Origin of the sequence: Streptomyces collinus, from assembly GCF_031348265.1 — a bacterium.
GTDB classification, from domain to species: domain Bacteria; phylum Actinomycetota; class Actinomycetes; order Streptomycetales; family Streptomycetaceae; genus Streptomyces; species Streptomyces collinus.
Genome location: NZ_CP133771.1, coordinates 3,605,667 through 3,623,420, shown reverse-complemented (window position 1 = coordinate 3,623,420; position 17,754 = coordinate 3,605,667). Strand labels below are relative to the sequence as shown.

Below are 17,754 nucleotides of genomic sequence, written 5' to 3'. Positions count from 1 at the left end.
TCGTCGAGGTCATGGGGCGCGTGTGGGGGTGCGCCGTGTTGCGTGGTGCTGGGGGGGCGTCAGCCGTTCTGGGATGCCGGGTCGACTATGCGGACCCCGAAGTGGGCGCTGAGCGCGGTGCAGGCGCGGCAGGGGGTGGCGAAGCTGCCGTGGAGGGGGTCGCCGTCCTCGCGGATGCGTCGGGTGGTGAGTTTGGCCTGCTTGAGGGCTTTGCGTGCCTCGCCGTTGGTCATGGGTTTGCGTGCGGCGCGTTTGCTGCGTGCGGTGTCGGCGGCGGCGATGTGGCGGGAGATGAGGAGGGTTTCGGCGCAGCGGCCGGTGTAGCGGTCGCGTTGGGCGCTGGTGAGGGTGTCGAGGAAGTCCTGGACGAGGGGGTGCAGGGCGGGGGGTGTGTCGCCGCGGGCGGCGGTGCCGGTGAGGGTGGTGCCGCGGACGGAGAGGGCGGCGGCGACGGTGGGGAGGATGCCGTCGCGGCGGTGCCGGAGGGCGGGGGTGTGGGCTGTTTGGGTGGTGCTCCAGCCGATGCGGGGGTCGCCGCTGCGGGGGTCGGTGGCTCGCGGGTCGCCGGCCAGGGGGCCGGGGGCGTGGGTTGTGCCTCTGGGGTCGCTGTTTCGTGGGTCGGCGGACCGGCCGGTGTGTGGTCCCGTCTGCGTGGCGTTCATGATCGTCTTCCCCTCCGTGCATCCCCCCGGGGGGCACAGACTGCCAAATGCCGTGGCTGGTGCGGAAGCTGGGGCGCGGCGACACGCCCGTAGCGGGGTGTGCCGTCACGGTGGGGTGACGGCTGGTCACGGAAGCGGAGGGGGTGCCGGCCGGTGCCGGTGACCGGTGTCGTCGTACCGCATAGGCTGTCGGCACCGCGGGCGATGCGGTGATCCGTTCGGGGTTCGATGCAGTGATCCGGAGGGTGATCCGCGGGGCCGGGGTGTGCAGTGAGGTGCGGTGAAGTGCGCCGAGGTGCAGTGGAGTCGAGAAACAAGACGTGACAGTCGATACGGGTCGTAGTGTGCCGAGGGTGGTCAATACGGGTCGTACAGAGTGCCGCAGGGGGCAACCGCCATGACGACAGGTCGGCTCGGGCAGCAAGCCGCGCCGCCGAACGCGGCCTACGCCGGGCAGGTCGTGCATTTCCCGGATCCGGTCCGGGCGGCCCGTCACCCGAGAGGGGTACGGGTCGATGAGCATGGTTACCCCGACTTCTCGGCTTACGCGCGTGCGGCTGCGGAGATCGCGGAGCCGCCGGAGGGTTTCGGTGTCGACGAGTTGCGGCTGACGGATTATGTGTCGGCGAACACGGCGTTGTCGGCGTCCGGGCACGAGTTGTGGGACACGGTGCCGGCGGTGGCGACGCCGCACGGCTGGACGTGGCATCACGTGGTGGGGTCGCGGCGGCTGGAGCTGGTGCCGGTCGAGGTGAAGGCGCTGTTGCGGCATCACGGGGGTGTGGCGACGTCGGGTGTCGACCACTCGAAGCGGGGGACGCGGCCGTTGCAGGAGACGCGTCCGGCGCACTTCGGGCTGCCGAAGTCGGGTGTGGCGGTGACGGAGTCGCAGGTGCAGGGCGTCGAGGAGGACTTGGGCTACCGGTTGCCGGGTGCGTACCGGTCGTTTCTGAAGGCGGCGGGTGGCTGTGCGCCGGTGGGTGCCGCGCTGGACGCGGAGCTGGGGCTGCTGGTGGACCAGCCGTTCTTCACGGTGCGGGACGAGGCCGCGGTCAATGACCTGGTGTACGTCAACAAGTGTCTGCGTGACCATCTGACCAAGGACTATCTGGGGGTCGCTTTCGTCCAGGGCGGTCTGCTGGCCGTGAAGGTGAAGGGCGAGCGCATCGGGTCCGTGTGGTTCTGCGCGTATGACGACGCGCGGGACGTGGATCCCTCGGTTCCGCCGGCGGAGCGGGTGGAACGGCTGCTGCTGCCGTGCGGGGACGACTTCGATGTCTTCCTGTCGCGGCTGGCGGGCAATCCGCCGGAGTTGGAGACGGTGGCGAACCTGATGGTGGACGGCGGGTTCGCGCGTGTGGTGCCGGCGGGCGCGGTGTCGTCGTCGGCCGTGGGGGAGTGAGGTCGGCGATGGTGACCTTCGCGCAGGCGCAGGAGCGTGCGGAAGAGTGGATCAACGGGGATCTCCCGGCGTATCAGCATCGTGAGGTGCGGGTGCGGGAGTTCGATCTCGGGTTCGTGTTGTGGGCCGAGGACCGGGCGGACGGGCCGCGGTCGGACGGTGGTGCGCAGCGGCTGGTGATCGCGCGGGACAGTGGTGAGGCGACGCTGTGGCCCGGGCTGCCGGTGGGTGAGGTGATTCGCCGGTATGAGGAGGAGTACGGCCGTCCGGATGTGGCGGAGGAGCCGGCTCCGGCGGCGCCTGCCGCGCGGGTGGATCTGAATCAGACGTCGTTCCTGCTGACTCCGCCGGAGTGGTTGCAGGATGCGGCGGACAAGCTGGGGATTCCGGATCGGCGGGGTGCGGGGGCCGGCGGGACGGGGTCGGTTCCTGCGGATCCTTCGGCCTCTTCGTCCTCTTCGGCTCCTTCGGTTCCTTCGGTTGCTGCGTCTCCCGCGGCTCCTTCGGTTTCTGCGGGCGCTGACGGTGGTCCGGTTTCTTCTGGCGGGTCGGCTTCCGGTTCCGGTTCTGGTTCCGCTTCCGGTGCCTCGGCCGGGGGCGCGGCTGGGGGCGCTGTGACTCCCGCCCAGGGGGCGCCCGCCGCGCCGGGGAGCGGTACGGCGTGGCCGGCCGCCGGGGGGAGTGATCCGGAGGCGGGCGACGGCTCGGCCGCCGGTCCGGGTGCTTCCGCCGCGCCGGGCGTGCCGGAGGGGGCGACGCCCTGGGCCGGTACGGACACCAACGGCGATGCCGGTGACGACCGTTCCGTACCGCTGCCCGCGACGGTCTTCGCGCCGCCGCTGAGCGAGGCCGACGGTGTCACGCCGCCGTCGGTGACGCCCGACGCGCAGACGGCCCTGATGTCGGGCGGCAGCGGGCTTCCGCCGACCGCGGTGACGCCGGCTGTGGACGGTCCGAACGCCCCGGGCTCCGGCCCCGCGGGTGGCCCGGGATACGGCTACCCCCCGGGCCCGGCCACTGTGCCCGGTGTACCGGGGACGCCGCCCGGTGGGGTGCCGCAGGGCAGTACGCCTCCGCCGGTTCCGGGTGGGCAGCCGTACGGCTATCCGCAGGGGGCGGGTGGCGCAGCTGCCGGTCCCGCCGGACCGGCTGGTCCTGCCGGTCCGGGTGTGCCGGAGCGGCCGCTCGCGCCCAACGCAGGGGACATCGCCGACGCCGCGACCAGCAAGGCGGCTCCGCCGCCGGGCCGTGGGCGGGGCACGGGTCCGACCACGCCGCCTCCGCCGGGTGCTCCGGGTGCACCGGGAGCGCGGCCGGGCAGTACGCCCCCGCCGTCGGGTCCCGGGGCTCCGGGTACTCCGGCGGGCGGTTACGTGCCTACGCAGTTTGTGGCGGCGCTCGGCCCTGACGGGCCGGGAGGGCCCGGAGGGCCTGGTTCCGAGGGTCCCGGTGCGCCCGGCGGTCCGGGCAGTTCCGCGGGGGCCGGGTCTCCGCAGGGGCCGGGTGCGCCGCTGCCTCCGCAGCAGCCGACGGGTGCTCCGCATGCGCCTGGCGCGCCGCAGCCGCCTGGTCCCCCTGGCGCGCCGCAGCCGCCCGGCGCCCCTGGTGGTACGCCTCCGGGGGGTGTCCACCATGCCGCCACGATGTTTGCCGACCCCGGCCGGATGGGCCCGGGCGCGCCTCAGCCTCCGCAGCCGCCCGGTCCTCCTGGAGCGCCCGGTGCTCCGAATCCGCCCGGTCCGCCGGGAGCGCCAGGCGCTCCTCACCCGCCCGGCGCGCCGCAGCCGCCCGGCGGCCCTGGTGCTCCGGGTGTTCCTGGCGGCCCTGGTCCCGTGCATCACGCGGAGACCATGCTGGCCACGCCTCCGGCGGGTGGCCCCGGCGTGCCTCCGCCGCCGCAGGCACCTGGCGCGCCGCCCGCTGCCCCGGGAGCCCCGGGAGCCCCGGGAGCCCCGGGAGCACCTGGTGTGCCTGGTGGTCCGCAGCCCATGCCGCACGGCGGGGTGCCGGGGGCGGTGCCTCCGGGTATGCCGCCCGGTGCGATGCCTCATGGTGCGATGCCCCCGGGTGCGATGCCGCCGCCCGGCCAGCCCGTTCCCGGCCAGCCGCCGGCGTACGGCTATCCGCAGCAGCCCACCGGGCAGCCGACCGTGGGCCCCGGCTACCAGGCCGTGCTGCGCTACCGCGCGCAGGACGGTTCCGAGCAGCAGCTGATCCGGCGTTCGGCGCCGGGCACGCCGCACCCGGAGTGGCAGATCTTCCACGAGCTGCGGGCCATGAACGTGCCCCCGGACCAGGTGCTGGAGCTGCACACCGAACTGGAGTCGTGCGAGCTGCCGGGCGCGTACTGCGCGCGGATGATCCGTGAGCAGTGGCCGCAGGCGCGCATCACGAGCATCGCCCCGTACGGCACCGACCATGCGAGTCGGCAGCAGGGCATGCAGCAGCTGCTGGCCCACCAGGGCGAGTTGCACCAGGTGGCGGACGGCCCGGCGCGTCCGGCTCCGGTGCGCGCGCCGCTGCCGCCGGTGCAGCCGGCGCCGCCGATCCCGCCGGAGGCCATCGGGCAGGAGTTGGGGGCCGCGTTCGGGCCGGGTGTGTTCCGGTTCGAGCAGGCCGCCGTGTCGCGGCAGGGTGTGCCGCCGGTGGTGGCGCACACGCTGGTGGCGGCCGGTCTGCCGATGGACATGGGCCCGTTCTTCTGGGCGCAGGCCCAGCCGGGGCGGCCCGTTCCGACGCTGGCGGAGCTGGCTGCCGAGCGCGGTGTGCAGCCGGCCTCGGACGCGGGTTCCTACCTGGTGATGGGCAGCGACTTCGGCAAGGCGATCTGCGTGCAGTACGGCACGGCGAACATCGTCGCCGTGCCGGTGGAGGCGGGGCCGGGCGGGGCGCCCGTGCCACCGCAGTTCGTGAACACCGGGCTGCCGGAGTTCGCCCGCTGCCTGGCGCTGCTCGGGCGGATGTGGCGGCTGCGGTTCGGGCTGAACCAGGAGCAGGCGGGCCGTTGGACCGTCGACTTCCAGGCCCAGCTGGCCGCGCTCGACCCGGCGGCGCTCGGCTCGCCGGAGAGCTGGTGGTCGGTGCTGCTGGAGCAGATGTGGGACGGCCTGCTGTGAGCCGTAGCCGCTGAGGTGCCGCAAGGAGCCGGGTTCGGTCGCTCGTACGACCGGGCCCGGCTCTTTCGTGCGCGTGCCGGAAATTCTTCGCGTCGGGCTGTCACACCTTCCTCCGTCGCTCCGTCAGTGCAGTGACAGCGACGCACGGCCGACACAGGAGGCAGAGATCATGCAGGCACGGATGAAGAACCCGGCGTACGTCCTTCCCGGCGCGATGAAGGGCATCGGCACCCTCTTCCACGCGATCGGGGAGAGCGGCCTGGCACAGGACGTGGCGGAGATCGTCGGGCTGCGCGCCAGCCAGATCAACGGTTGCGGTGCCTGCGTGCACGGGCATGTCGCCAACCTCCGCAAGGCCGGGGTGAGCGAGGAGCGCATCACGGCCGTCGCCGCCTGGCGGCACGCGCCCTTCTTCTCGGACGCCGAGCGTGCGGCTCTGAAACTGGCGGAGGCGATGACGCGGCTTTCCGACTTCTCGGGGGAGTCGGTGCCGGACGCGCTGTGGGACGAGGTGGCCGATCACTTCGACGAGAAGGAACTCTCCGCGCTGATCCTCACCGTCTCGGTCACGAACATGTTCAACCGGATCAACACGACCATCCAGGAGCCCGCGGGCACCACCTGGGGCTGACGGCGCCTCCGGTCCGGTCATGAGGCCCTGACCCTGAGCGGAGTGTCGCGTTATGAACACTTCCGTCTGATCCACCAAGATGTGCGCTGAATCATCCCATTTCTGACGCGACTTCACGTCGATGTGGTGGAGAGGGGCCCGGATGAGCAGCGCGACGGCGTCACCGCACGGCTTCACGGCCGTGCGGGGGCGCGGCTACCGTCCCGAGCAGGTCGACGAGTACGCCGAGGCCCTCTCCGCGGACCGGGACGCGGCCTGGGAGCGCGCCGCCCGCCTGACGGTGCTCGCCCGGCGGATGGACGAGGAACTGGCCCGGCTGCGCGAGGCCGTGGCCCGGCTGGCCCCGCAGAACTACGAGACGCTCGGCGACCGGGCACGCCGGCTCTTCGAACTCGGCGAGCAGGAGGCCGCGGCCGTACGGGAGGGGGCGCGGGAAGAGGCGCGCCAACTCGTGGACGCGGCGCGGGTGTCCGCGGCCGGCGTGCAGGAGTCGGCACGGGCGCATGCCGAGGCCGTACGCGCCGAGGCCGACGAGCGTGCCCGGCAGCGGTTGCTCGCCGCGCACGCCGATGCCGACGAGACCCTGGGCGCTGCCCGGCGCGAGGCGCAGGAAGACCGGGGCGAGGCCGTGGCCGCACTGCGGGAGATGCGGCAGCGCACCTCCGGGATGCTGGCCGAGCAGGACAAGGAACGCGCCGAGCGGTGGGCGCAGACGGAGCAGGAGGAGGCCGCCCGCGAAGCGGCCCTCGACGCGCACCACGATGAGGCGGTGACGCGCGCCGAGGCAGAACTGTCCGAGGCCGAGCAGGCGTTCGCCGATGCCGAGGACTCCGCCCGCGACCTGGAGGAAGAGTCTCACGCCCGTGCGGCGGAGCTGGTCGACCGGGCGCGGGAGCACGCGCAGGCCGCGGAGGCGGAGACGGACCGGCTCCTCCGCATGCACGCCGAGCAGCGGGACGACGCCCTCGCCCACATCGACCGCGTCCACACCAGCCTGACGGCGTGGGCGGGACAGGCGGCGGCGGAGTGACACCGCCGCCGGAGTGACACCGTCGGCGGGTGCACGCCTGCCGGTCGGCGCGGTCGGCGCCGCCTGTCGCCGGTTGCCGGTCCCCGGTGACGCCCCGTGGTCCGCCGCCGGTACGAGTGCCGCCCCCATCACGTGCGACGGATGGGGGCGGCACTCGGCGCCTGTGCGTGCGTGGTGTGCGGTCCGGCCGGCCGGGGTTTCCGCGTCAGTCGTCCCTGCGTACCGCGCCCGCCAGGATCCAGCCCTCCACCGCCTCGTACTGGTGGCGCTGCTCCTCGGACTTCCGGCGGCCGGAGGCGATCGTGCCCAGCCAGCCGCAGGCGAAGCCCAGGGGTATCGAGAGCAGGCCCGTCGTGGTGAACGGGAACCAGTTGAAGTCGGCTTCGGGGAAGGCCGAGACGGGTGAGCCGGAGACCAGGTTGGTGCCCGGCATCAGCACCAGGACGGCCAGGGAGCCGCCGATGAGGGTGCTGAGCAGGCCCGTTCGCGTATAGCGGCGCCAGAAGAGGCTGTAGACCAGCGCGGGCGCGATCGCCGAGGCGCCCAGGCAGAAGGACAGCGTGACCAGCCATTGCAGGCTGCGGTGCTGGACCTGGGTGGCCAGGAGGATCGCGGGGACGCCCACGGCCAGGGCAGACAGCCGTGCCACGGTCATCTCGCGCCGCGGCGACATCTCCTGCACCCGGGCCGCGAACACGTCGTGCGCGAGGGAGTTGGCGCAGGCCAGGATCATGCCGGCGACGGAGGCGAGCAGCGTGAGGAAGACCGCCGTGGTGACGGTGGTGAACAGGAACGTCTCCGCCGACGACACGTCCGCGCCGAACGCCGCCTGAGATCCGAGCAGATACGCCGTGTTGCCCTGCGGGTCGACCTGCGCGATCAGTTCCCGTCCGATCAGCGCGGTCGCGCCGAAGCCGACGACCGTGATGACCAGCACGAACAGGGCCACACCCGACACCGCCCAGGACATCGAGCGCCGCACCTGCCGGGCACTGGAGGCCGTGTACATGCGCATGGTGACGTGCGGCAGGACGCCGCCGCCGAGGACCACCGTCAGCTGCGCGGTGATCATGTCCAGGTCGGGGCTGGGGCCGCCCGCGAACTGCAGGCCCGAGGAGAGGAACGCCGAGCCCACTCCGCTGTTCTGGGCGGCCGCGGCGAACAGGGCTCCCGGGTCCCAGTCGAACCGGTTCAGGATCAGGATCGCGACCACCATGCCGGAGCCGAGCAGCATCACGATCTTCAGGATCTGGATGAGGGCGGTGCCCTTCATCCCGCCGATCGCCGCGTAGCTGATCATCAGCGCGCCCACGCCGATGATGCAGCCCGTCTGCAGTGACTCGCCCGAGAAGCCGAGGATGAACGCCATCAGCTGCCCGGTCCCCGCCAGCTGGACGAGCATCAGCGGCACCAGTGCCGCCAGGGTCACCGCACAGGCGGCGATACGGACGGCGCGTCCCGGCATCCTGCGGGTCAGTGCGTCGCCCATGGTGAACCGGCCCGCGTTGCGCAGTGGTTCGGCCAGCAGGAACATCAGCAGCATCAGGGACAGGGCCGTGCTCATTGCCAGCACGATCCCGTCGTAGCCGAACAGGGCGATGACCCCGCCGGTGCCGAGGACGGTCGCGGCGGAGATGTAGTCACCGGCGATCGCCAGGCCGTTGCGCATGGGGGACAGGGAGCTGTAGCCCGTGTAGAACTCGTCCAGGTCGTCCCGGTCCGGGCCCGTCATCACGCACAGCAGCAGCGTGATCGTGGCGACGGCGGAGAAGCCGACGAGGGACATCGCCTGGGCGTTGCCGCTGAAGTCGGTGTTCACCGTGCTCCCTCCCGCTTCGCGTCCAGCTCGGCGTGCTTGCGTATCCGGTCCGCGATCGGGTCGACGCGACGGCGGGCCGTCTGCTCGTACAGGGCGACCGCGAGCCAGGTCACGGGAACCTGGACGAGCGCCAGCAGCAGGCCGGTGGGCAGGCCGTCGGTGACGGTGCTCGTCATGAACGAGGGCGCGAACGCCGACAGGATCAGGAACAGGACGAAGTAGCCGAGCGCCGTGAGCGTGGCCACGCGCCGCTGCCAGCGGTAGGCGCTGCGCAACACCCGCAGGTCGCTGTGGTGTCCGAGCGCGGCGTGGCGCTGGGGACGCCGTCCGGCCGGCTCGGGAGCCTCCTGCGGCGCCCAGGGGTAGGTGTCGTACGTGTACGGGTCGTAGGGCGGGGGTGGATCGGGTGGTCGGTACGGGTAGCGCGGGGACGGGTCGTAGGACATCCCGGTTCTCCTTGCGAGGTGGGATCCGGTGCGGCGGGCCGCAGGGAGGTGGGGGGCGGGAGCCACGCACGCTACTTCGGGGTAGGGGTCCTGCGCGAGGGTTTCTGCAAACTGATCGGTCGGTATGCGCTTACCTTTCCGACCTCGGGTGTTACCCGCGTTAACCCGGCTTTTCGGGGTCCCCGGTGCGTCAGCCGCGGTGGATCAGCGCCACGGTCGCGGGCACTTCGGCGTGATCGTCGGCCGTCGCCCGGAAGGCCGGTCGCCGGTCGATCCGGTGCGGGACCGAACTCCCCGCGACGATCGTGAAGTTGACGACGGTCCTGCTTGCCGGGGGCGCCGTTGCGGGCGGGGAAGCGCTGGGCGAGGACGATGTGTTCCGCGGGGGAGAGCCGGGGCCTCGGCCGGGCGAGGGTCCGAGGGGAGGCCCCCGGGGGCGCGGCGGACGTGAAGTAGAGCGGGTCGCGCGAGGCGGTCACCGGCTGCCCGGCGGGAAGGCGGCGGCCCATGATGTCGTAGGCGGTCCCCGCCGGACAACGGTCCACCCGTCGTTCACGGACAGGTTCAGACAGGAGGCGACGGCCTCGGTGTGCGGCGTCTCGACCGGCGCCGTGGCCACGGCCGTCAGCGCGTACACCCCGGCCCGCGGGGCGCGCACGGAGTACGTCGCGTACCAGCCGGTCCGCGCCGGGGGTTTCCCGGTCGTCCGTAACCGCGGGTACCGGCCGCCGGCCGCCCTGCTGTCCCTCACCACCGGGATGTTCATCCGCGCCGCGGACTCGCCCTGCACCGTCACCGTCATGGGCGCGGCCGCCCATGCCGTGCTGCTGCCCGCGACCATCGCCCCGACTCCCGCTGCCATCGCCGTGCGCCTGTTGAAGTCCATGCCACCAGCAGACACGCACGGCCCGTCACTCCGCGTCACCCGAAAGAGTGTCCGAACCCGGAAACGGGTCGGGGGCGGTCCCTAGGGGTTTCCGGGGGCGGCGTCGAGGTGCCGGCGCTCGTAGCGGACCCCCGGTCGTCCACCCACCGTGATGTTCTCCACCCGGATGAAACCGCTGCGGGCCAGGACCTTCATGGAAGCCGGGTTGTCCAGGGTCGTGACCGCGGTGAGGGACGTCAGACCGTAGTCGGTGGCGGCCAGCCGGCACACCTGCGTCACGGCCGCCGTCGCCACGCCCCGGCCGGCGGCCTGTTCGCCGACGCGGTAGCCGAGTTCGGCGCTGCCGTCCACCAGGTCCATCAGGTTCACCCGGCCGACCAGCTCGCCGTCCTCCCCGAGGACTACGTGGAAGCGGCACGCGCGCGCGTGCTGCTCGTCGAGGAGTGCTCGAAGGCGCGCGGCGAATCCCGCCGCCGTGAAGAAGGCGTCCCCGCGGTCCGGCACGGTGCGGGCGAAGTACGCCCGGTTCTCCCGCTCGAAGGCCAGCAGCGCGTCCGCGTGTTCCGCCCGCAAGGGCTCCAAGGTCACCATGGGCGCGAGGATACGGACGCGCTCAGTCCTTCAGTACCGGAAACCTTCGGGGCGCGAGGAACAGCAGCACCAGGAAGGCCAGGGCCGCCGCGCACGCCGCCCCCAGATAGACCGCGTGCACCGCGTCGGCGATGGCCCGCCGGGTCGCCTCCGGCGCGCTGCCCGAGTCGAGTGCCCGCGTCACCGAGTCGAGGTCGCCCGCCCCGCCGAGCCGCGCGGCCAGCACCCCGTTGGCGACCGCGCCGAACAACGCCGCGCCGATCGTCTGGCCGGTCTGGCGGCAGAACAGCACGGACGCGGTCGTCGTACCGCGCTCCGCCCAACCCACCGTCGACTGCACACCGACGATGAGCGGCAGCTGGAACAGGCCCAGCGCGGCGCCGAGCAGCAGCATCAGCAGGGCCGGCTGCCAGGCCTGCCCGGGGTAGGGCAGGAAGGGGAACGCGAACAGGATCAGTGAGGCCGTGCCGATGCCCAGCATCGCCGTGTTGCGGAAACCGATCCTGCGGTACACGTGCTGGCTCAGCGCCGCCGACACCGGCCAGCTCAACGTCCAGACGGACAGGACGAATCCGGCGGCCACGGGAGCGAGGCCCAGCACGGACTGGGCGTAGGTGGGCAGGAAGACCGACGGCGCGACCATCAGCAGGCCCAGCGCGCCCAGGGCCAGATTGACCGCGGCGATCGTACGGCGCCGCCAGACCCAGCCCGGGATGATCGGCTCCGCCGCCCGGCGCTCCACCAGCACCACGACCGCGACCAGGGCGAGTCCCGCACCGAACAGGGCCAGCGAGGGCGCCGAGAGCCACGGCCATGCCACCCCGCCCTGCACCAGGGCCGTGAGCAGAACGCCGCCACAGGCGAACACCGCGAGGGCCCCCGCCCAGTCCACGCGCGCGTGCGCGGTGGCCTCCCGCTCCGGCTCGTGGAGGTGACGCACGATCAGCCACAGCGCGAGCGCGCCGATCGGCAGGTTGATCAGGAAGATCCAGCGCCAGTCCGCGTACGCGGCGAGCACTCCGCCGAGTCCGGGGCCGGCGACCGCGGAGACCGCCCACACCGTCGACAGCTTCGACTGGATCTTCGGCCGGTCCTTCAGCGGATACAGGTCGGCGGCGAGTGTCTGCACCGTGCCCTGGAGCGCGCCGCCGCCCAGGCCCTGCACGATGCGGAAGGCGATGAGCGCCCCCATGTTCCAGGCCAGCGCGCACAGCAGCGACCCGAGGAGGAAGAGCACCGACCCCGCGATGAGGACCGGCTTGCGGCCGAAGGTGTCGGAGAGCTTGCCGTACACGGGCAGGGTGACGGTCACGGCCAGCAGATAGCCGGAGAACAGCCAGGAGAAGACGGAGAAACCGCCCAGGTCCCCGACGATCTGCGGGACGGCGGTCGAGACGATGGTCGCGTCGAGCGCAGCCAGCGCCATCGAGAGCATCAGCGCCGCGACGACTGCGCCGCGCCGGCCGGCCGCGGCGGGTCGTGCGGCCTCGCGTTCCGCGGAACTGGTGCTGCCCACCCCGGTCCTCCCCCTCGCCCGGGCCGCACCCTCGCCCCGGCCCCGTCGCTTATGTCTGCCCCTTGCACCTACCTGCCGCGGACAGCTTCCCACTTGACCCTGACGCAGCGGGAGGGTGGAGCCTGAGTGAGCCCGCGGGTGGAGCCGACCCTGAGACGGACTCCTCCCTTCGGTGGACTGCCCCTAGGGGTACCTCCGTACTACGACCTGGGGAGGGTTCGTACCGGCGGAGGACGAGACGGGCGGGGGCCCGTCCTTAACCTGGCTTTACGCCGCCGGGGGGCGGTTGGCACACCGGCGGGGGTGGGGTTTTCCACAGCAAAAGACTGCGCTGAGCACCAGGGCGCGGGACCCCTCCCCGCCGCGAGACTGACAACGCGACGAACGGACTCCTGATCCGGCACCGCGCACAGCGGCTGTCGACCAGGCGACCGCCTTCACCATCTGCTGACCGATATAGGAGACATACCGTGACTTCGGCTGTGACCATTCCCAGGCACGGGGGTACTGGAGGGCGTACGGCCGTTGCCGCGCGGGCGCGGCAGGTCGTGAAGGCGTACGGATCCGGTGAGACCCGCGTCGTCGCCCTCGACCACGTCGACGTGGACATCGCACGCGGCCAGTTCACCGCGATCATGGGTCCCTCGGGATCCGGCAAGTCCACCCTCATGCACTGCCTCGCCGGACTCGACACCGTGACGGGCGGCCAGATCTACCTCGACGAGACCGAGATCACCGGTCTGAAGGACAAGAAGCTCACGCGGCTGCGCCGGGACCGGATCGGGTTCATCTTCCAGGCGTTCAACCTGCTGCCGACGCTGAACGCGATCGAGAACATCACCCTGCCCATGGACATCGCCGGCCGCAAGCCCGACAAGGAGTGGCTGACGCGGGTCGTGGAGACCGTCGGGCTCGCCGACCGTCTCAAGCACCGGCCCACCCAGCTCTCCGGCGGCCAGCAGCAGCGCGTCGCCGTGGCGCGGGCGCTCGCCGCCCGGCCCGAGATCATCTTCGGGGACGAGCCGACCGGAAACCTCGACTCGCGCGCCGGCGCCGAGGTCCTCGGCTTCCTGCGCCGGTCCGTCGACGAGCTGGGCCAGACCATCGTGATGGTCACCCACGACCCGGTGGCCGCCAGTTACGCGGACCGGGTGCTGTATCTCGCCGACGGCCGCATCGTCGACGAGATGTTCAAGCCGACCGCGGAGGCCGTCCTCGACCGCATGAAGGACTTCGACGCCCGGGGGCGCACGTCATGACCGTCATGAAGACCTCGATGCGCAACTTCCTCGCGCACAAGGGGCGAATGGCGCTCTCCGCGATCGCCGTCCTGCTGTCGGTCGCCTTCGTCTGCGGCACGCTCGTCTTCACCGACACCATGTCGACCACGTTCGACAAGCTCTTCGCGGCCACCTCCTCCGACGTGACGGTGAGCGCCAAGGGCGCCTCCGACAGCGGCGAGACGACCGCGGACAACGGCAAGCCGCCGGTCATGCCGGCCTCCGTGCTCGCCGAGGTCCGCAAGGCGCAGGGCGTGAAGTCCGCCGAGGGCGCGGTGTTCTCCACCTCGGTGACGGTCGTCGACGCCGACAAGGACAACCTGTCGCCCTCCAGCGGCGCCCCGACCATCGTCGGCAGCTGGAACGCCAACGAGGCCCGCACCATGAAGATCACCGCCGGTGCGGCCCCCCGGGGCGCCGGCCAGATCATGGTCGACGCCGACACCGCCGACAAGCACGACCTGAAGCTCGGCGACGAGATCGGCGTGATCAGCACCATCGGCACCCACAAGGCGAAGATCTCCGGCATCGCCGACTTCACCGTGACCAACCCCGGCGCCGCGATCTTCTACGTCGACACCAAGACCGCACAGCAGACCCTGGTCGGTGAGAGCGACGTCTACACCAACGTCAACGTCACCGCGGCCGCAGGCGTCAGCGACGCACAGCTGAAGAAGAACGTCACCGCCGAACTCGGCGGCGGCTTCCAGGTGAAGACGGCCAAGGAGACCGCCGACGCCAACCAGAAGGACGTCGAGGGCTTCATGAACGTCATGAAGTACGCGATGCTCGGCTTCGCCGGGATCGCCTTCCTCGTCGGCATCTTCCTGATCATCAACACCTTCTCCATGCTGGTCGCCCAGCGCACCCGGGAGATCGGCCTGATGCGGGCCATCGGCTCCTCCCGCAAGCAGGTCAACCGCTCCGTGCTGGCCGAGGCGCTGCTGCTCGGCGTCGTCGGCTCGGTGCTCGGCGTCGGCGCGGGCGTCGGCCTCGCCGTCGGCCTGATGAAGCTCATGGGCCAGATCGGCATGGAACTGTCCACCGACGACCTCACGGTGGCCTGGACGACCCCCGTGGTCGGCCTCGTCCTCGGCGTGATCGTCACCGTCCTGGCCGCCTACCTGCCTGCCCGGCGCGCCGGCAAGATCTCCCCGATGGCCGCCCTGCGCGACGCGGGAGCCCCCGCGGACGCCAAGGCAGGCTGGATCCGCGCCGCGATCGGCACGGTCCTCACCGGGACCGGCGGCCTCGCCCTCTACCTCGCCGCGGAGGCCGACAAGGCCAAGGACGGCTCCATGTGGCTCGGCCTCGGCATCGTGCTGTCGCTGATCGGCTTCGTCGTCATCGGCCCGCTGCTCGCCGGCGCCGTGGTGCGTGTCCTGGGCGCCGTGCTGCTGCGCATGTTCGGCCCCGTCGGCCGCATGGCCGAGCGCAACGCCCTGCGCAACCCGCGCCGCACCGGCGCGACCGGCGCCGCGTTGATGATCGGCCTCGCCCTGGTGGCGTGCCTGTCCGTGGTCGGCTCCTCCATGGTGGCGTCCGCCACCGACCAGCTCGACAAGACCGTCGGCACGGACTTCATCATCCAGTCCGACCGCGGCCAGCTGATCACCCCGCAGGCCGTCAAGGCCGCCAAGTCGGCGCCGGACGTCGAGCGGGTCACCGAGTACAAGCTGGGCAAGGCCGACTTCACCACCCCCGACGGCAAGACGCTCAAGGACACGTCGATCACCGCGGCCGACCCGTCGTACGCGACCGACCTGCGCACCGAAACCGTCGCCGGCAAGCTCCCCGACGCCTACAAGCCCGACTCGATGTCGGTCCACGAGAAGTTCGCCGAGGACCACGGCATCACCCTCGGGTCCAAGATCAAGGTCGCCTTCAGGGACGGCTCCACGGCCGACCTGACGGTCCGGGCGATCACCAGCAGCGACGTCGTGATCGACGCGGGCGCGATGTACACCTCCATCGCGACGATGGCCAAGTACGTCCCGGCCGACAAGATGCCGCTGGACGCGCTGGTCTTCGCCAGCGCCAAGGAAGGGCAGCAGGACGCCGCCTACAAGTCCCTGAAGTCGGCGCTGCACGACTACCCGCAGTACATCGTGCGCGACCAGACCGACTACAAGGACGCCCTGAAGGACCAGATCGGCCAGCTGCTCAACATGATCTACGGCCTGCTGGCCCTGGCGATCATCGTCGCCATCCTGGGCGTGGTGAACACCCTGGCCCTGTCGGTGGTGGAGCGCACCCGGGAGATCGGCCTGATGCGGGCCATCGGCCTCTCGCGCCGCCAGCTGCGCCGCATGATCCGCATGGAGTCGGTCGTCATCGCCCTCTTCGGTGCCCTGCTGGGCCTCGGACTTGGCATGGGCTGGGGCGCCACGGCACAGCAACTGCTCGCCCTGGAGGGCCTCGGGGTCCTGGACATCCCCTGGCCGACGATCATCGGCGTCTTCATCGGCTCGGCGTTCGTGGGCCTGTTCGCCGCCCTGATCCCGGCGTTCCGGGCAGGCCGGATGAACGTCCTCAACGCGATCGCCACCGAGTAGCCGGAGCCGCCCGAGACCACCGCACACGGGGGTTGCGGGGGACGGGCCCGCCCCGGAGGTCTTCCGCCTCCGGGGCGGGCCCGACGGCTTGCCGGACGGGGCGCGTGCGCTTCGGGCCGCACCGGCGGATCGCTCAGGGGGCCGGGACGCTCCGCGGCAGGGGGCCCGGCCGCTCCCCGGGCAGCGGGCCCGGCCCGCTCCGAGGCGGATGCGACGCCCCCGGCGCGTCAGACCCCGGCCGTCGCCGTACGGCGTTCCAGAACCACGTAGCCGGCCGCCTCGCCCGCGACCGCGTACTCGGCGAGGGGGTGCAGGGTCCGGGCGTAGCCCACGGGGTCGCGGTACCTGCCGTCGATGTTCTCCAGGGCGATGTACTCGGGGAGGACGCCCCGGGTGTCGCCGAGCCAGAAGACCCGGCAGCGTGCGGTGAGGCGGCTGATCGGGCCGATGTTGGCCTCGACCGTGGCGTCGTCGGGAATCCGCGCCAGCAGCCGTTCCACGTCGGACACCGCGGCCGGCGTGCGATAGACCTCGGCCTCGGTGAGCTGCGCCAGCGGCAGGGACGTGGTGAGCGCCAGTGCCGCCGCGGCGACGGCGGCCGGCAGGTGAGCGGCGTAGGAACGCAGCCACGCGCGCGTGCCGCGGCGAACGGCCGGGAGTGCGTCGGCGAGGGCGAGGAAGACGACCGGCATCAGGACCGCGCTGTAGTGCCAGTCGGTGCCCCAGTAGTGCTCGTCGCCGGAGAGGAACCGCCAGCCGAGCGTCGGCAGCGCGACCAGCAGCAGCGGGGAGCGCAGGGCGAGCAGGCCCGAGGTCGGGATCAGCAGCCAGGCGAGCGTGCGCAGCTTGCTGCCGGCACCGTCGAAGGGACTGCCCGCACCGCTGACCTTGTTCCAGTAGTCGTAGCCGCCCGAGGTGTTGAACGCCGGGACGACCACCGTCAGGACGAGCACGGTCGCCGCAACGCCGAACACCGCCGCACCGAGCGCGTACCGGACCGTCCGCGGAGACGAACCGCGCGTCCGCCAGGCGACGACGAGCGCGATCGCGGTCAGCGTCAGCCCCAGGTCCTCCTTCACCAGCACCAGGGGCAGCGCCCACCCCAGGGCCGCGCGCGGGCGCCGCGCGAGGAGGGCCTCCAGGGAGAAGGCGATCAGCGGGACGGCGAAGCAGATCTCGTGGAAGTCGAAGTCGACGGCGCGCTGGACGCCCCACGACAGCCCGTACGCGAGACCGAGCGCGAGCCCCTGTCGTCGGCCCAGGAGCCGGGAGGCGGCCCGGGTCACCGGCACGGCGGACAGCGCGAAGAGCGCGGCCTGCGCGACCAGCAGCGTGACCGGCGAGGGGAAGAGCCGGTACAACGGCGCGAGCAGGGCGGTCACCGGGCTGAAGTGGTCCCCGAGGATGTCGAACCCCGGCCCCTTGAGGTCGGCCACCGGCGCCCGCAGCCGTGCGTAGGAGCGCACGACCTGCTCGAAGATGCCGAGGTCCCAGGAGAGGGTCGCCATGTGCCGGTAGCGGCCGACGGAGACGACCGTGTAGGCGGCGAAGAGGACCGCCGCGAGGGCCCAGGGCTCACCTCGCGCGTGGCCGGGGTGCCGGTCGCCCCGGGGGCGGGCGACCGGCGACGGTATGCGGGGCTGGGAGACCTGGACGGTGGGGGCAGGCATGCCGTGCCTTAGGGGTGCGATGAACGGCCTGAAGGGCGTCCGACCGATCATGCCGGGGCGAAAACAACGGGTGGGGATGATGTTGTGAAGGTTGGGCGGCCGAATCCCCACTTGGCCGCCGGCGTGCCGTTGGGGCCGGGAGCCGGGAGC

Annotated in this window: 13 protein-coding genes; 6 read left to right on the top strand and 7 right to left on the bottom strand. The window is 72.3% G+C overall.

The window, feature by feature from the left end; genetic code table 11:
• Positions 1–59 precede the first annotated feature (59 nt).
• Positions 60–662, bottom strand: a complete 603-nt coding sequence (locus tag RFN52_RS16225; protein WP_184847191.1) for a YwqJ-related putative deaminase — start codon at positions 660–662, stop codon at positions 60–62.
• 397 nt (positions 663–1,059) lie between these two features.
• Here RFN52_RS16225 and RFN52_RS16220 point away from each other — a divergent pair, with 397 nt between their 5' ends.
• From RFN52_RS16220 to RFN52_RS16205, 4 genes are all read left to right on the top strand, one after another.
• Entirely contained in the window at positions 1,060–2,064 is a 1,005-nt protein-coding gene (locus tag RFN52_RS16220) for an SMI1/KNR4 family protein (protein ID WP_184847189.1), read from the top strand.
• An 8-nt stretch (positions 2,065–2,072) separates the two neighbouring features.
• Complete coding sequence (locus RFN52_RS16215; RefSeq protein ID WP_184847187.1) at positions 2,073–5,180, top strand: SUKH-4 family immunity protein; 3,108 nt, start codon at positions 2,073–2,075, stop codon at positions 5,178–5,180.
• 169 nt (positions 5,181–5,349) lie between these two features.
• On the top strand, positions 5,350–5,811 hold the full coding sequence (locus tag RFN52_RS16210) for a carboxymuconolactone decarboxylase family protein (RefSeq protein ID WP_184847185.1): 462 nt from the start codon (positions 5,350–5,352) through the stop codon (positions 5,809–5,811).
• A 142-nt stretch (positions 5,812–5,953) separates the two neighbouring features.
• A complete protein-coding gene (locus RFN52_RS16205; protein WP_184847184.1) occupies positions 5,954–6,841 on the top strand; it encodes a coiled-coil domain-containing protein in 888 nt (295 codons plus the stop codon).
• Positions 6,842–7,046: 205 nt separating this feature from the next.
• Here the strand turns inward: RFN52_RS16205 and RFN52_RS16200 are convergent, their stop codons facing one another.
• The 5 genes from RFN52_RS16200 to RFN52_RS16180 all read right to left on the bottom strand — a co-directional run bounded on the left by RFN52_RS16200 (position 7,047) and on the right by RFN52_RS16180 (position 12,099).
• Positions 7,047–8,660 carry a sodium/solute symporter gene (locus RFN52_RS16200; protein WP_184847182.1) on the bottom strand — a complete coding sequence of 538 codons (1,614 nt, stop codon included), beginning with the start codon at positions 8,658–8,660 and terminating at the stop codon, positions 7,047–7,049.
• Entirely contained in the window at positions 8,657–9,106 is a 450-nt protein-coding gene (locus RFN52_RS16195; RefSeq protein ID WP_184847180.1) for a DUF485 domain-containing protein, read from the bottom strand. Before RFN52_RS16195 ends, RFN52_RS16200 begins: the two co-directional genes overlap by 4 nt.
• 475 nt (positions 9,107–9,581) lie before the next feature.
• Positions 9,582–9,992 (bottom strand): hypothetical protein, encoded by a 411-nt coding sequence (locus RFN52_RS16190; protein WP_184847177.1) that lies wholly within the window; start codon positions 9,990–9,992, stop codon positions 9,582–9,584.
• A gap of 81 nt (positions 9,993–10,073) precedes the next feature.
• Entirely contained in the window at positions 10,074–10,583 is a 510-nt protein-coding gene (locus RFN52_RS16185; RefSeq protein WP_184847175.1) for a GNAT family N-acetyltransferase, read from the bottom strand.
• Positions 10,584–10,605: 22 nt separating this feature from the next.
• A complete protein-coding gene (locus RFN52_RS16180; protein WP_184847173.1) occupies positions 10,606–12,099 on the bottom strand; it encodes an MFS transporter in 1,494 nt (497 codons plus the stop codon).
• A gap of 470 nt (positions 12,100–12,569) precedes the next feature.
• On the opposite strand from RFN52_RS16180, the gene RFN52_RS16175 reads away from it, so the two are divergent.
• Both RFN52_RS16175 and RFN52_RS16170 read left to right on the top strand, forming a co-directional pair.
• Complete coding sequence (locus tag RFN52_RS16175; RefSeq protein WP_033312060.1) at positions 12,570–13,358, top strand: ABC transporter ATP-binding protein; 789 nt, start codon at positions 12,570–12,572, stop codon at positions 13,356–13,358.
• Positions 13,355–15,934 carry an ABC transporter permease gene (locus RFN52_RS16170; protein ID WP_184847171.1) on the top strand — a complete coding sequence of 860 codons (2,580 nt, stop codon included), beginning with the start codon at positions 13,355–13,357 and terminating at the stop codon, positions 15,932–15,934. Before RFN52_RS16175 ends, RFN52_RS16170 begins: the two co-directional genes overlap by 4 nt.
• A gap of 227 nt (positions 15,935–16,161) precedes the next feature.
• Here RFN52_RS16170 and RFN52_RS16165 read toward each other — a convergent pair whose 3' ends face one another.
• On the bottom strand, positions 16,162–17,604 hold the full coding sequence (locus tag RFN52_RS16165) for a DUF2079 domain-containing protein (RefSeq protein WP_184847169.1): 1,443 nt from the start codon (positions 17,602–17,604) through the stop codon (positions 16,162–16,164).
• Positions 17,605–17,754 lie beyond the last annotated feature (150 nt).